The sequence below is a fragment of the Bailinhaonella thermotolerans genome, from assembly GCF_003594875.1.
Lineage (GTDB): Bacteria > Actinomycetota > Actinomycetes > Streptosporangiales > Streptosporangiaceae > Bailinhaonella > Bailinhaonella thermotolerans.
Map to the genome: position 1 here is coordinate 357,582 of NZ_QZEY01000002.1, position 12,815 is coordinate 370,396.

Below are 12,815 nucleotides of genomic sequence, written 5' to 3' on the forward strand. Positions count from 1 at the left end.
AACGGCGGAACCCCCGCGACCGGTTCTCGCGGGGGCTCCTGCCGTACGGCCGGCGCCGGGGTTACAGGCCGGGGGCGGGGAACCGGGCGGTCAGCTCGCTCACCTCGCCGTGGACGCGGGCGATCGTCTCCTCGACGTCGGACTCCTTGGCCAGGGCGGTGACGACCTCGTCGATCCAGGCGCCGATCTGGCGCATCTCGGCCTCGCCCATGCCGCGGCTGGTCACCGAGGGGGTGCCGATGCGGATGCCGGAGGGGTCGAACGGCTTGCGCGTGTCGTACGGCACGGCGTTGTAGTTCGTCTCCAGGCCCGCGCGGTCCAGCGCCTGGGCGGCGGGCTTGCCGCCGACGCCCTTGGGCGTGAGGTCCATCAGGATCAGGTGGTTGTCGGTGCCGCCGGAGACCAGGTCGAAGCCGCGGCTCGCCAGCTCCTCGGCCAGCGCCTTGGCGTTGGCGACGACCTGGTGGGCGTAGGCCTTGAACTCGTCGGTGGAGGCCTCCTTGAGGGCCACCGCGATCGCGGCCGTGGTGTGGTTGTGCGGGCCGCCCTGCAGGCCGGGGAAGACGGCCTTGTTGATGGCGGCGGCGTGCTCGGCGGTGGACATGAGCATCGCGCCGCGCGGGCCGCGGAGGGTCTTGTGCGTGGTCGTGGAGATCACGTCCGCGTGGCCCACGGGCGACGGGTGCGCGCCGCCGGCGATCAGGCCGGCGATGTGCGCGATGTCGGCGGCCAGGACCGCGCCGACCTCGCGGGCGATCTCGGCGAACGCCGGGAAGTCGATGGTGCGCGGGATCGCGGTGCCGCCGCAGAAGATGACCTTGGGCCGGTGCTCGCGGGCGAGGTCGCGGACCTCGTCCATGTCCACGCGGCCGGTGTCCTTGCGGACGCCGTACCGGACCGGGGTGAACCACTTGCCGGTGGCCGAGACGGACCAGCCGTGGGTGAGGTGGCCGCCGAACGGCAGGCCCATGCCCATCACGGTGTCGCCGGGCTGGAGGAAGGCCAGGTAGATGGCGAGGTTGGCGGGCGAGCCCGAGTAGGGCTGGACGTTGGCGTGCTCGACGCCGAACAGGGCCTTGGCGCGCTCGACGGCCACGGTCTCGATCTGGTCGATGACCTGCTGGCCCTCGTAGTAGCGCTTGCCGGCGTAGCCCTCGGAGTACTTGTTGGTCAGAACCGTGCCGGTGGCCTCCAGCACCGCCTTGGAGACGTAGTTCTCCGAGGCGATCAGCTTGACGGTGTCGGCCTGGCGGCGCTCCTCGGCGGCGACGAGCTCGGCGATCTGGGGATCGGCTGCGGCGAGGGCATCGTGGGTCATGGCACACCCCATCTTCATCGACGGAGCGCAGGCCCAGGCGCGCGGCCTGCGCGAACTTCGCTTCCCGGCGGTTGTCCGCCTCATGACGCCCCGGCGGAGGACGGGGGGTCAGCGCCAGTCGCGACCCCCTAAACCCTAGCGGACCCCCGCCGTACGGCTCACGCCGCGCGCCGCGTCCGCCGTACGCCCGCCGGGCCCGGGGCCGTACGGCGGGCGTACGGCGGCGCGGCGCGGCGCGGGACGGGGGGGACGGGGCCGGGTCAGGCGTCGTGGGCGGCGCGGGCGCGGGCGGTGGTGCCCTCGGGCCAGAGCTTGTCGGCCTCGGCGTTGAGCGTGGCGCCGATGAGCACGCCGAGGGCCGTGACGTACAGCCACAGCAGGACGGCGATGGGGGCGGCCAGCGAGCCGTAGATCGAGACGGGGGTGAACGAGGCGCCGAGCACGATCCGCAGCACGAACCCGCACAGGGCCCAGATGATCAGCGCGAGGACGGCCCCGGGCAGCTCCCGCCGCCAGCGCGTGCGGACGGGCACGCTCACGTGGTACAGCGTGGTCAGCAGCCCGATCGACACGAGCACGGCCAGCGGCCAGTACAGCACCTCGACGAGCCCGTCGTAGTGCGGGATGAGGCTGGTCACGATCGTGGGCCCGGCGACGAACAGCGGGATCACCACGAGCCCCACGCCCAGCGCGGCGATGTACAGCCCGAACGACATGATCCGGGTCCGGACGATGCCGCGCACCTCGCCCAGGCCGTACGCCACGGAGATCACGTCCACGTAGACGAAGAGCGCGCGCGAGCCCGACCACAGCGACAGCAGGAAGCCCAGCGAGACCAGGTCGGCGCGGCCTCCCGCGAGCACGTCGTCCACGAGCGGCACGACCACGCCGTTCACGGTGTCGCCGGTGAACAGCAGCCCGGACTTCTCGATGACCCAGGAGCGGACGTCGGCGACGGCGGCGGGGCCGAGCGCGGGCCGGAAGTACCCCAGGGTGCCGATCAGCCCCAGCACCAGCGGCGGCAGCGACAGCAGCGCGAAGAAGGCGGCCTCGGCGGCCAGCCCGGTGACCCGGTAGTTGAACGACGTGATGGAGGTGTTCTTGACCAGCGGCCACCACAGCCCGACGCGCAGCGCCGCGTGGAGACGGTCCCGGGTGCGCGGAGGCGGCGTCCGGGTCTTGCGGGGCGCGTCGCTCACAGAGGTCACGGCAGATTTCTGGTTCAGCCCGGTTTGTCGGATCTTGGTTGGTTACAGCAGACAACGGTACGGTTCACTGTCCCGTTCCCCGGGGCGCGCCACGGTAACGGACTGGATACGAACGTACCCGTTCCCCGCCCCCGCAACGTCCCGATCCCCCTCCAGGCCCGGCGCACCCCGCCTGAACTGCCCCGACGCCGGGAAAAACCGGACGACGGCGGGCCTGGCCCGCTGTTACCTTGCTCCGTTGTGAATCCGCTGGAGGAGAAGGAGATCCGAGACTCCTTCGTCAACTGTTCCAAGGGGGAGGCCCGGCGCCTCGGCATGCCGCGCGGCCTGGCCGACCTCCCCTGGCCCGATCTGGACTTCCTGGGCTGGCGCGATCCGGGCGCCCCCGACCGCGGCTACATCGTCGCCGAGCACCGGGGCGAGCTGGTCGGCCTGACCCTGCGCACCGCCAAGGAGGTCAAGCGCGCCTTCGTGAAGTCCACGATCTGCTCCGTCTGCCTGACCCCCCACCCCGGCACGGGCGTCGCCCTCTTCACCGCGCCCCGCGTCGGCGCGGCCGGCCGCCAGGGCAACACGATCGGCACCTACATCTGCGCCGACCTCGCCTGCCCCCTCTACGCCCGGGGCAAGCGCGAGACCGGCCTCGGCGTACGGCTGCGCGACGGCGTCGAGTCGCTGACGCTGGAGGAGCGCGCGGACCGCGCCGTGCGCAACCTCGCCGCCTTCCTCGACCGGGTCCTCGACCCCGCCCTCACCTGACGCCGTACGGCGGACGCCGCGCCCCCGGGACCGTCTCCCGGCGGACGCGGCGTAAGCCGTACGGGCGCTCAGGGGAGCAGGAGGCCCCAGTAGGCGGCCCAGGGGATGAAGACGAGACCGGCGACGGCCACCAGCCCGGCGCGGACGCGCTCGCCGCGGGGGAGGGCCGCGCGGCGGCGGCGCAGGGCCAGCACGGTCAGCACGGCCGCCACGCCCACCGCCACCGCCAGGGCCTGCAGGGCTAGCCAGATCACCGGGCGGCCGGCCAGCAGGGGGCCGGGGGCCGCGAGCTTCCCGCCGGTCATGACCACGTACATGAGGTAGCCGAACCCGGCCGTGACCACGGTCAGCCCGCCCGCGCTGACCAGGCGGGCGGCCCTGGTCGCCGGGGCGCCCGCGCGGCCCCGCAGACGCCGGGCCGCGGCGGCCAGGGGGTAGCCGGCGAAGGCCGCCGCGAACAGCGCCAGCGCGGCGACCTGCATCGGCGCCGACTCCCACCAGGCGGACGGGGGCGTCGGCCTGGTGTGGGACGCCTGGACGGGAGCCGGTCCCTCGACGCGCGCCACGGGCGGGCGGCCCGCCACGACGTCGCGGACCCAGGAGCCGACCAGGTCGGCGTAGCCGGGGGCCAGCTCGGGCGCCCGGGTGACACCCCCGTCGGGGGTGACGTGCGCGGCGTGCTCGGCGTCCGGGAAGAAGTGCAGGGCGTAGTGCCGGTTCCCGCCCCGCTCCAGCGCCCGGGCGAAGATCGGCGGGCTCTCCTCGGGCGGGGTGAGCAGGTCGGCGTTCCCCCAGATGCCCAGGAGCGGCTGCCGCAGCGCGGCCAGGGTCGGCACGGGGTCGTGGTGGGGCTCGGGGAACAGGCCGCCGTCCGCGATGGCCCGGTAGAGCGCGGGCTCGGCGCGGTCCACCAGCGATCCCGAGACGCCGACGCGGCGGAGTCCCGCGGCCACGGCCCAGGCCTGCTGGCGCAGCGGCGGCAGCCCGTTCGCGCCCACCACCACGACGAACGCGATGTCCGCCGACCGCGCGGCCGCCATCGGGGCGACCCAGCCGCCCTCGCTCAGGCCCCAGATCCCGACCTTCGCCGGGTTCACGCCGGGCTGGGCGCGCAGCGCGGCCACCGCGCCCAGGGCGTCCCCGGCGAGCTGGGCGTAGGACCGCCGGAAGAGCGAGTAGCCCGCGGACCGCTTGTCGTAGACGAGGACGGCGATGCCCCGGCGGGCGAACTCCACGGCCTCGGTCATGAGCTTCTCGCGCGGGGTGCCCGTGCCCGCGCCGTGCACCAGGACCATGCCGGGGCGGCCGGGGGCGGGCGCGGCGGGCAGGACGACGGTGCCGCGCATCGGCAGCGCCCCGCTCCCCCGGAACGCGACCTCCCGCGAGGTCAGGCCGGCGGGCACGAGCGGGTGGGGATCCCCCTCGGCGGGGCGCCGGGCGGAAGGAGCCTGGGCCGCCAGGACCGGAGGGACGTGGGCGGGCCGGGCCGGAGAGGCGTGGGCCGCCCGGGCCGGGGACGCGGGAGTGGCGGCCCGCGCGGGCGGGGCCGCGGCCTGGGCGGGCGCCGCCGTCAGGGCGCACAGGACGGCGGCGGCGGCCGCCGGGAGGAGTCGTCGCATACCGCCGAACATACTCTGCAGAGAGTTCTCTGCAAAGAGTGTTCTGCAGACAGAGATCTGTATCCTCGACCCATGGAGGACGACGAGCGGCTGCTGCTTCACGACCCCGCGCGGCTGAAGGCCCTGGCCCACCCGATGCGCCGGCGCATGCTCAACCACCTCGCCGTGCACGGGGAGGCCACCTCGACCACGCTCGGCGAGCTGCTCGGCGCCAAGACCGGCACGACCAGCTACCACCTGCGCCAGCTCGAGAAGTACGGCTTCATCGAGGAGATCCCCGAGCGCTCCGGAGGCCGGGAACGCTGGTGGCGGAGGAACGAGAGGCTGCGGGACCTGCGCGTCCCCACCCACGACCAGATCGCCCCCGAGGACCACCCGGCCCTGGACGAGTTCCTGCGCCAGGGGCTGGAGGAGGACCGCCGGATCTTCGACGCCTTCCCCGCCGCCTGGCTGCGCGACCCGGACTGGGCCAAGGCGTCGCGGGGCCTGGGGCGGATGACCCGGGACGAGCTCGGCGAGTTCTTCGAGGAGTACATCGCGCTGCTCCAGCGCTACAGCCACCCCCAGTCCGAGGCGCCGCCGGGCGCGCGGCCCGTCTACATCCGGCTCTTCACGGTGCCCGCCGACGAGGTGGACCCCGCCGGGCCGCCCGACGGCGGGGCCGGGACCCAGGAGGCCGGGACCCAGGAGGCCGGGACCCAGGAGGCCGGGGCCGAGGGGGCCGGGGCTTAGGCTGCCCGGGAGAAGATCGTCGCGAGAGGGATGCCCGTGCTCCTCCAAGCCTGCCTGAACGGTGCCCGGCTCCCGGCCGAGCACCCCGCCCTCCCCGTCACGCCGGCGCAGATCGCCGCCGCCGCCGCCGAGGCCGTGGCGGCGGGCGCGCGGGAGCTGCACGTGCACCCCAAGGACCCCGGGGGCCGGGACAGCCTGCGCCCGGAGCACGTGGACCCCGTCGTCGCCGCGCTGCGCGAGGCGGTCCCCGGCGTCCCGGTCGGCGTCACGACCGGCGCGTGGGCCGCGGGCGATCCCGCCGTACGGCTGGCGCAGGTCGCCGGGTGGCGGTCGCGGCCGGACCACGCCTCGGTCAACTGGCACGAGGAGGGCGCGGCCGAGCTCGCGGCCGCCCTGACCGGCCTGGGCGTCGGAATCGAGGCGGGGATCTGGCACGCCGGGGCGGCCGCCGCCTTCGCCGCCTCCGGCGTGGAGTGCCTGCGCGTCCTGGTCGAGGTGGTGGACCAGGAGGACCCGCTGTCCACCGCCCGGGACCTGCTCGCCCGGCTGCGCGGCGTCCCCGCCCCGCTCCTGCTCCACGGCGAGGACGCGAACGCCTGGCCGGTGTTCCGGCTGGCCGCCGAGCTGGGCCTCGACTCCCGCGTCGGACTGGAGGACACCCTCGTCCTGCCCGACGGCTCCCCCGCCCCCTCCAACGCCGCCCTCGTCCGCGCCGCCCTCGCGCTGGCCGGGGACTGACTCCGCCGCCGCGCGCGGGCGCTACCGCGTTCCGGCGAGGCGGACGACGGCGGCGATCAGCTCGGGGCCGTCGAGGAGGGCGCGGTCGTTGTGCCCGGCGTCCCGCACCTCGACCAGGTCCACCGGGCCCGCGGCGGCGGACGCGACGGCGCGGCTCATCGCCGGGGGCACGATCGTGTCGCGCGAGCCGTACACCACGGCGGTGGGGACGCAGACCGAGGCCAGGTGCTCCGCCACCGGGAAGCGGTCCCGCAGCAGCGGCCCGACCGGCAGGAACGGGTAGTTGTGGCGGCCGGCGTCGGCCAGGGAGGTGAACGGCGAGCGCAGCAGCAGCGCCAGGGGCGGCCGGGACCTCGCCAGCGCGGTCACGGGCCCGGCGCCGAGGCTCTCGCCGAAGTACACCACGGGGCCGGAGAGGGACTCCCGGGCGGCCAGGACGTCGCGGGCCAGCCCCTCCTCGTCCGGGGAGCCCGGGTTCCCGCCGTACCCCCGGTAGTCCATGAGCAGGACCGCGAACCCCTCCCTGGCCAGGGCGGCCGCCAGCGGCGCCCGGTGCAGCCGGTTGCCCGCGTTGCCGCCGGCGACCAGCACCGTGATCCCCCGGCTCCCGCCGGGCAGGTGCCAGGCCCCGAGCCGGAGCCCGTCCGAGGTCACGAGCGTCACGTCCCGCGCGCCGGGCAGCACCGACGCGGCGGGCGGCACCGGCCGGGCGTCGGGCAGGTAGATCAGCCGCCGCTGCGCCGCCCACAGCAGGCCGAGCAGGACCACCACCGCGACCACCCCGATCACGAGGACCCTCAGCACACCCCGATGCTCTCACCCGGCCGCGCCGCCCGCCCCGTCCCACCGCGTCCCGCCCCGTCCCGCCGCGTCCCGCTCAGTCCCGCCGCGCCCTCGTCCGTCCCGCTCCGCCCGGGCCGTCCCGGCGGTACGGCCCGCGCGGGCGGCCCGGAGACGCGCGGCCGTACCGCCGCGAGGACCGGCAGGCGCGAGGACCGGCAGGCGGGGGGCGGCCGGGGAGAGGCCGGCCGAGGGAGGAGGGACGCCTGCCGGGCTAGCGGAGCGGGGCGCGGCCCGGGCCGGGCGGGCCCGCGAAGGCCTGCGCGATCCCCATCCAGGCGCGGGCCGTCTCCCCCGTGATCTCCAGTCCGAGATCGTCCAGGTGCCGCCGCTGGGCGACCGCCAGGCAGAAGTCCAGGACCTCGCCGCGCACCACGTCGCCCGCGTCCTCCGGGCCCCACTCCCACGGCTCGCCCCCGGGCAGGCGCAGCTCGACCCGGACCGGCGCCTCCGGGACCGGCAGGCCGTTGGCGGCGAAGCTGTACGGCAGGGCGCGGCACCCGATCAGCGCGACGTGCCGGAGCCGCGCGGTGGGGACGCGTGCCGCCCCCAGCGCGTCCGCCACGTCCTGCCCGTGGGCCCACGTCTCCATCAACCGCGCGGTCGCGAACGAGGTCGCGCTCATGTCCGGGCCGTACCAGGGCAGCCTGGCCCGCGCGTCCAGGCCCTCGAACACGCCGAGCATGCGGGCGCGGGCCGCGCGGAACCAGGCGAGCAGGTCCGCGGGCGGGCGCGCGGCGTGCTCGTGGGCGAGGTCGTCCACGAACCCCGGCCCCTTCTCCAGCAGGGCGGGCAGGCCGGCCCGGAAGGCGTCCGGATCGGCCGCGGCCCGCGTCGCCGCCTCGTCGAACCAGGCCAGGTGGCTCACCTGGTCCCGCACCGCCCACCCCTCGGCCGGCGTCGGGGTGTCCCACCCCGCGGGGTCCAGCGGCTCCACCAGCCGCAGGAGGTCCGACGTCTCGTCCCGCAGATCCGCGACCAGCCCGGCCATCGTCACGCCCATGCCCGGACCCTAACCGAACCTTGTTCTGAATCCCAGGGTGTGATCAAGCCCCTCGCGCGCACAATGACGGTGTGATCTGCCACTGGTGCAAGGAACGCCGCCACGACCGCTGCCGGGGCGGCACCTGGTGCGACTGCCAGCACCTGGCCGCGTCCCGCCGCGCGCCCGGCGACCCGCCGGAGCCGGCCGGGCCCGCGCCCGGCCCGCCCGGCACCGAGCCGCCCCCCGAGCCGCCATCCGGGCCGCCATCCACGCCGCCATCCGAGCCGCCCTCCGAGCCGCCCTCCGAACCCCCCGTGAACTGGGTCCGCCAGGGCTGATGCCCCGCGCCGGGCCGGGCCCGTGGGCGGCCGGACGCGCCGCGCGTGCCGTACCGGGACGGGCTCCGGAGAGGGGCCGCCGTGACCCGCGGCGCGTCCCAGATGGCGGACGGGGATTGGACAAGGGTGAGGGCGTGTGTCACCGTGGGTCTCATGCCAGCGGACCCGATGCTCGTCGTGCGACGCCACGTCGATCTTCAGCGTGTCCGCAGCGCCATCTGTAGCTGACGCCCGTCAACCCGCCCGTTTCCCCGGGCGCGTGGCCTCTTCAGGCGCAGCTCTCCTCTGAAGCACTCGCGACGACGCGACGGCCCCTCCCGGCCGGGCGCGCCTTCTCGCCACGCGTCCGTCCCCAAGACGACCGTCCCGGAGGACGCGCCCCATGCCGCCCAGCAGCACGAACGCACGCGCCCGTCGCCACCGCGGCGAGGGCCAGTGGGCCCTCGGCTACCGCGAACCGCTCAACAAGAACGAGGAGCTGAAGAAGAACGACGACGGGCTCAACGTCCGCCAGCGGATCATCGACATCTACTCCAAGACCGGCTTCGACTCCATCGACCCGGCCGACCTGCGGGGACGCTTCCGCTGGTTCGGGCTCTACACCCAGCGCAAGCCCGGGATCGACGGCGGCAAGACCGCCATCCTGGAGCCGGAGGAGCTCGACGACAGGTACTTCATGCTCCGCGTCCGCATCGACGGCGGGCAGCTCACCCTGGAGCAGCTCCGCACGATCGCCGACATCTCGACCAGGTACGCCCGGGGCACGGCCGACGTCACCGACCGGCAGAACATCCAGCTCCACTGGGTGGAGATCGAGTCGGTCCCGGCGATCTGGGAGGCGCTGGAGGCCGTCGGCCTGTCCACGACCGAGGCCTGCGGCGACACCCCCCGCGTGATCATCGGCTGCCCCCTGGCCGGGATCGACGAGGACGAGGTGCTCGACGCGACGCCGCAGATCCAGCAGGTGTACGACAAGTACATCGGCAGCCAGGAGTTCTCGAACCTGCCGCGCAAGTTCAAGTCCGCCTTCAGCGGATGCGCCTCCCACTGCACGGTCCACGAGATCAACGACGTGGCGTTCGTCGGCGTGGTCGGCGAGAACGGGGAGCGCGGCTACGACGTGTGGGCCGGCGGGGGCCTGTCCACGAACCCGATGCTCGGCAAGCGGCTCGGCGTCTTCGTCTCGCCGGACAGGGCCGCCGACGTCTGGGCCGGAATCATCGGGATATTTCGTGATTACGGCTATCGCAGGCTCCGCCACCGCGCCCGGATCAAGTTCCTCATGAACGACTGGGGCCCCGAGAGGTTCCGCGAGGTCCTGGAGCAGGAGTACCTCGGCTACCGCCTCCCCGACGGCCCCGCGCCCGCCGCGCCCCGGAACAACCGCCGCGACCACGTCGGCGTGCACCGCCAGCGGGACGGCCTCTACTACGTCGGCTTCGCGCCCAAGGTCGGCCGGCTCGACGGGGCCACCCTCGCGCTGATCGCCGACATCGCCGAGCGCCACGGCAGCTCCCGCGTCCGCACGACCGTCGAGCAGAAGATGGTCATCCTCGACATCGCCGAGGACCGCGTCGAGAGCCTCGTGCGCGAGCTGGAGAGCCACGACCTGCGGGTCAACCCCTCCACGTTCCGCCGCCAGACCATGGCCTGCACCGGCATCGAGTACTGCAAGCTCGCGATCGTCGAGACCAAGGGCACCGCGATGACCCTCATCGACGAGCTGGAGAAGCGGCTCCCGGACTTCGCCGACCCGCTGACGATCAACGTCAACGGCTGCCCGAACTCCTGCGCCCGCATCCAGACGGCCGACATCGGGCTCAAGGGCCAGCTCGTCACCGACGAGCGGGGCGAGCAGGTCGAGGGCTTCCAGATCCACCTGGGCGGCTCCCTCGGCGTCCGGCCCGGCTTCGGCCGCAAGGTGCGCGGGCTCAAGGCCACCGCCGCCGAGCTGCCCGACTACGTCGAGCGGGTGCTGACCCGGTTCCAGGCGCAGAAGACCGGCGGCGAGACCTTCTCCGAGTGGGTCGAGCGCGCCGCCGAGGAGGACCTGAAGTGAGTGAGAGAGCGGTCCCCTTCCACTGCCCGTACTGCGGCGAGGAGGACCTGGAGCCGTACGAGCGCGACGGCGGGTGGTACTGCCGGTCGTGCGCCCGAGCGTTCACGTTGAAGTTCTTAGGAGTGGGGACCCGGATATGACGGTGCTGGACGCCGAAGTCAAGATCAGCCTCGACCTTCAGGACATCGTCGACTCCGCCGCGGCCGCGCTGGAGGACGCGCCCGCCGTGGAGATCATCCGCTGGGCGGCCGCCACGTTCGGCGACCGCATCTGCCTGACCTCCTCCATGAGCGACGCCCTGCTCATCCACCTGGTCTCCAAGGTCAAGCCGGGCATCGACGTGCTGTTCATCGACACCGGATACCACTTCGCCGAGACCATCGGCACCCGCGACGCGGTCCAGGCGGTGTACCCGGTCAACCTGATCAACGTCACGCCCAGCCGTACCGTCGCCGAGCAGGACCGGGACCTGGGCCCGCGGCTGCACGGCCGCAACCCCGACCTGTGCTGCCACCTGCGCAAGGTGGAGCCGCTCAACCGGGCGCTCCAGGGGTACGTCGCCTGGTTCAGCGGCATCCGCCGCGACGAGGCGCTGACCCGCAAGGACACCCGCATCGTCGAGTGGGACGCCAAGCGCCAGATGGTCAAGGTGAACCCCATCGCGCGCTGGACCCAGGAGGACGTGGACAACTACATCGCCGACAACGGGGTGCTCATCAACCCGCTGCACTACGACGGCTACCCGTCGATCGGCTGCGCCCCCTGCACCCGGCGGGTCGCCCCGGGCGAGGATCCGCGCAGCGGCCGCTGGGCCGGTCTGGGGAAGATCGAATGCGGCATCCACGCCTAGTCGCCGTCGCCCACGGGTCCCGCGACCCACGGGCGGCGGCCGTCGTCTCGGAGCTGATGGCCGGGGTACGGCGGGCGCGCCCGGAGCTGGACGCGCGCACCGCCTACCTCGACCACGCCCCGCCGTCCCTGGGCCAGGTCCTCGGCGGCCTGGAGGGGTCGGCGGTGGTGCTGCCGCTGCTGCTGACCGAGGCGTACCACAGCCGGGTGGACATCCCGGCGGCCCTGCGCGCCCGCCCGCCGCACCTGGCCGTGCGGTACGGCGCGACGCTGGGCCCGCACCCCCTGCTGGCGCGCGTCCTGGAGCGGCGGCTCGCCGAGGCGGGCGTGCCGCCGGGCGACCCGGGCATGGCCGTCGTGCTGGTGTCGGCCGGCTCCAGCGACGCCCGCGCCAACCAGGTGATCGGCGAGATGGCCCGCGCCTGGTCGGCCCGGGGCTGGTGGGCGGTCCGCGCCGCCTACGCCTCGGCCGCCGCCCCCGCGCCCGAGCGGGCGGTCGCGGCGCTGCGCGCGGCCGGCGCCCCCCGCGTCGCCGTCGCCCCCTACCTGCTGGCCCCCGGGCACTTCGCCGACAAGGTGCGGCGCGACGCCCTGGCCGCGGGCGCGGACGTGGTCGCCGACGTCCTCGGCCCCGCCCCGGAGCTCGCCGAGATCCTCCTGGAGCGGTACGAGGAGGCCCGCACCGCCGCCCTCCCCCGCGAGTTCGCGACGGCCTGAGCGCCACGCCGTACGGCCCCCGCCGGGCCGTACGGCGGGCGGCGGGGGTCAGTGGTGCCAGGAGTGGCCGGAGCCCTTCCGCTCGGCGTAGGCGTGGCCGTAGACCTTGACGTCGCCGAGCAGGGCGGTCGCCCGGACGCGGACGACGGGGGCGCGGCGGCCGGCCGGCGCCTCCTCCACGCGGATCTTCTTGTCGCCCAGGACCGCGACCCCAGAGACGTCCACGTCCACGCCGTCGGGGACGATCACCTTCACGTCGCCCAGCACGGCGGTCGCCACGATGTCCACGCTGTCGGTGAGGACCTGGGCCTGGCGCAGGTCGAGGACGACGTCGCCCAGCACGGCCAGCGCGGCCAGCTCCTTGTCCACCTTCCAGTGCCCGCGTCGCCTGGTGTCGCCGAGGATCGCGACGAACCAGCGGCGGGCCCGGCCCGGGGCCCGCACGGGCTCGGCGGCGGCCCCGGGCGCGTCCGGCAGGTCGGCGGTGACGCGGACCAGGTCCGCGCGCGTCACCGCGCCGTACGCGGCCTCGGTGCGGTCGCTCAGCTCCGCGAAGGACAACCGGCCCTCGACCGAGGCGACCCGCAGCCGCTCCACCGTCTCCTCGCGCTCGGCGTCGGACACGCGAAGTTCGTCGTGTTGGCTCACGCTCC

14 protein-coding genes and 1 riboswitch are annotated in these 12,815 nt (G+C 74.9%); of the genes, 8 read left to right on the plus strand and 6 right to left on the minus strand.

Annotation, left to right across the window (positions count from 1 at the left end; all coding sequences use genetic code 11):
- Positions 1 to 61: 61 nt before the first annotated feature.
- Both D5H75_RS06805 and D5H75_RS06810 read right to left on the minus strand, forming a co-directional pair.
- Positions 62 to 1,318, minus strand: coding sequence for a serine hydroxymethyltransferase (locus tag D5H75_RS06805; protein WP_119925479.1), 1,257 nt, complete (start codon positions 1,316 to 1,318; stop codon positions 62 to 64).
- A 24-nt stretch (positions 1,319 to 1,342) separates the two neighbouring features.
- Positions 1,343 to 1,450, minus strand: a riboswitch (ZMP/ZTP riboswitch).
- Between the two features lie 128 nt (positions 1,451 to 1,578).
- Positions 1,579 to 2,526 (minus strand): YihY/virulence factor BrkB family protein, encoded by a 948-nt coding sequence (locus D5H75_RS06810; protein ID WP_242454028.1) that lies wholly within the window; start codon positions 2,524 to 2,526, stop codon positions 1,579 to 1,581.
- Positions 2,527 to 2,766: 240 nt separating this feature from the next.
- Here D5H75_RS06810 and D5H75_RS06815 point away from each other — a divergent pair, with 240 nt between their 5' ends.
- Complete coding sequence (locus D5H75_RS06815) at positions 2,767 to 3,285, plus strand: FBP domain-containing protein (protein ID WP_119925480.1); 519 nt, start codon at positions 2,767 to 2,769, stop codon at positions 3,283 to 3,285.
- A gap of 68 nt (positions 3,286 to 3,353) precedes the next feature.
- On the opposite strand, the gene D5H75_RS06820 is transcribed toward D5H75_RS06815, so the two are convergent.
- Entirely contained in the window at positions 3,354 to 4,904 is a 1,551-nt protein-coding gene (locus D5H75_RS06820; RefSeq protein WP_202637898.1) for an alpha/beta hydrolase family protein, read from the minus strand.
- Between the two features lie 72 nt (positions 4,905 to 4,976).
- Between D5H75_RS06820 and D5H75_RS41305 the strand changes: the two genes are divergently transcribed.
- Together D5H75_RS41305 and D5H75_RS06835 are read left to right on the plus strand one after the other, a co-directional pair.
- Complete coding sequence (locus tag D5H75_RS41305) at positions 4,977 to 5,636, plus strand: winged helix-turn-helix domain-containing protein (protein WP_202637899.1); 660 nt, start codon at positions 4,977 to 4,979, stop codon at positions 5,634 to 5,636.
- 30 nt (positions 5,637 to 5,666) lie between these two features.
- Positions 5,667 to 6,374, plus strand: a complete 708-nt coding sequence (locus D5H75_RS06835; RefSeq protein WP_119925481.1) for a 3-keto-5-aminohexanoate cleavage protein — start codon at positions 5,667 to 5,669, stop codon at positions 6,372 to 6,374.
- Between the two features lie 21 nt (positions 6,375 to 6,395).
- On the opposite strand, the gene D5H75_RS06840 is transcribed toward D5H75_RS06835, so the two are convergent.
- Both D5H75_RS06840 and D5H75_RS06845 read right to left on the minus strand, forming a co-directional pair.
- On the minus strand, positions 6,396 to 7,178 hold the full coding sequence (locus D5H75_RS06840; protein WP_119925482.1) for an alpha/beta hydrolase: 783 nt from the start codon (positions 7,176 to 7,178) through the stop codon (positions 6,396 to 6,398).
- Between the two features lie 250 nt (positions 7,179 to 7,428).
- Positions 7,429 to 8,217, minus strand: a complete 789-nt coding sequence (locus D5H75_RS06845) for a TIGR03084 family metal-binding protein (RefSeq protein ID WP_119925483.1) — start codon at positions 8,215 to 8,217, stop codon at positions 7,429 to 7,431.
- A 71-nt stretch (positions 8,218 to 8,288) separates the two neighbouring features.
- Here D5H75_RS06845 and D5H75_RS41310 point away from each other — a divergent pair, with 71 nt between their 5' ends.
- From D5H75_RS41310 to D5H75_RS06875, 5 genes are all read left to right on the plus strand, one after another.
- Positions 8,289 to 8,537 carry a hypothetical protein gene (locus tag D5H75_RS41310; RefSeq protein ID WP_202637900.1) on the plus strand — a complete coding sequence of 83 codons (249 nt, stop codon included), beginning with the start codon at positions 8,289 to 8,291 and terminating at the stop codon, positions 8,535 to 8,537.
- Between the two features lie 153 nt (positions 8,538 to 8,690).
- On the plus strand, positions 8,691 to 8,765 hold the full coding sequence (locus D5H75_RS44565) for a putative leader peptide (protein ID WP_422673496.1): 75 nt from the start codon (positions 8,691 to 8,693) through the stop codon (positions 8,763 to 8,765).
- A gap of 154 nt (positions 8,766 to 8,919) precedes the next feature.
- Positions 8,920 to 10,596 (plus strand): nitrite/sulfite reductase, encoded by a 1,677-nt coding sequence (locus tag D5H75_RS06860; protein ID WP_119925486.1) that lies wholly within the window; start codon positions 8,920 to 8,922, stop codon positions 10,594 to 10,596.
- Between the two features lie 136 nt (positions 10,597 to 10,732).
- Positions 10,733 to 11,446 (plus strand): phosphoadenylyl-sulfate reductase, encoded by a 714-nt coding sequence (locus D5H75_RS06870; protein WP_119925488.1) that lies wholly within the window; start codon positions 10,733 to 10,735, stop codon positions 11,444 to 11,446.
- The gene (locus tag D5H75_RS06875) at positions 11,428 to 12,162 is read left to right on the plus strand and encodes a sirohydrochlorin chelatase (protein WP_119925489.1); all 735 of its coding nucleotides are present in this window, start codon (positions 11,428 to 11,430) and stop codon (positions 12,160 to 12,162) included. Before D5H75_RS06870 ends, D5H75_RS06875 begins: the two co-directional genes overlap by 19 nt.
- A gap of 48 nt (positions 12,163 to 12,210) precedes the next feature.
- Here the strand turns inward: D5H75_RS06875 and D5H75_RS06880 are convergent, their stop codons facing one another.
- Complete coding sequence (locus tag D5H75_RS06880; RefSeq protein WP_119925490.1) at positions 12,211 to 12,810, minus strand: DUF1707 SHOCT-like domain-containing protein; 600 nt, start codon at positions 12,808 to 12,810, stop codon at positions 12,211 to 12,213.
- Positions 12,811 to 12,815: the final 5 nt, after the last annotated feature.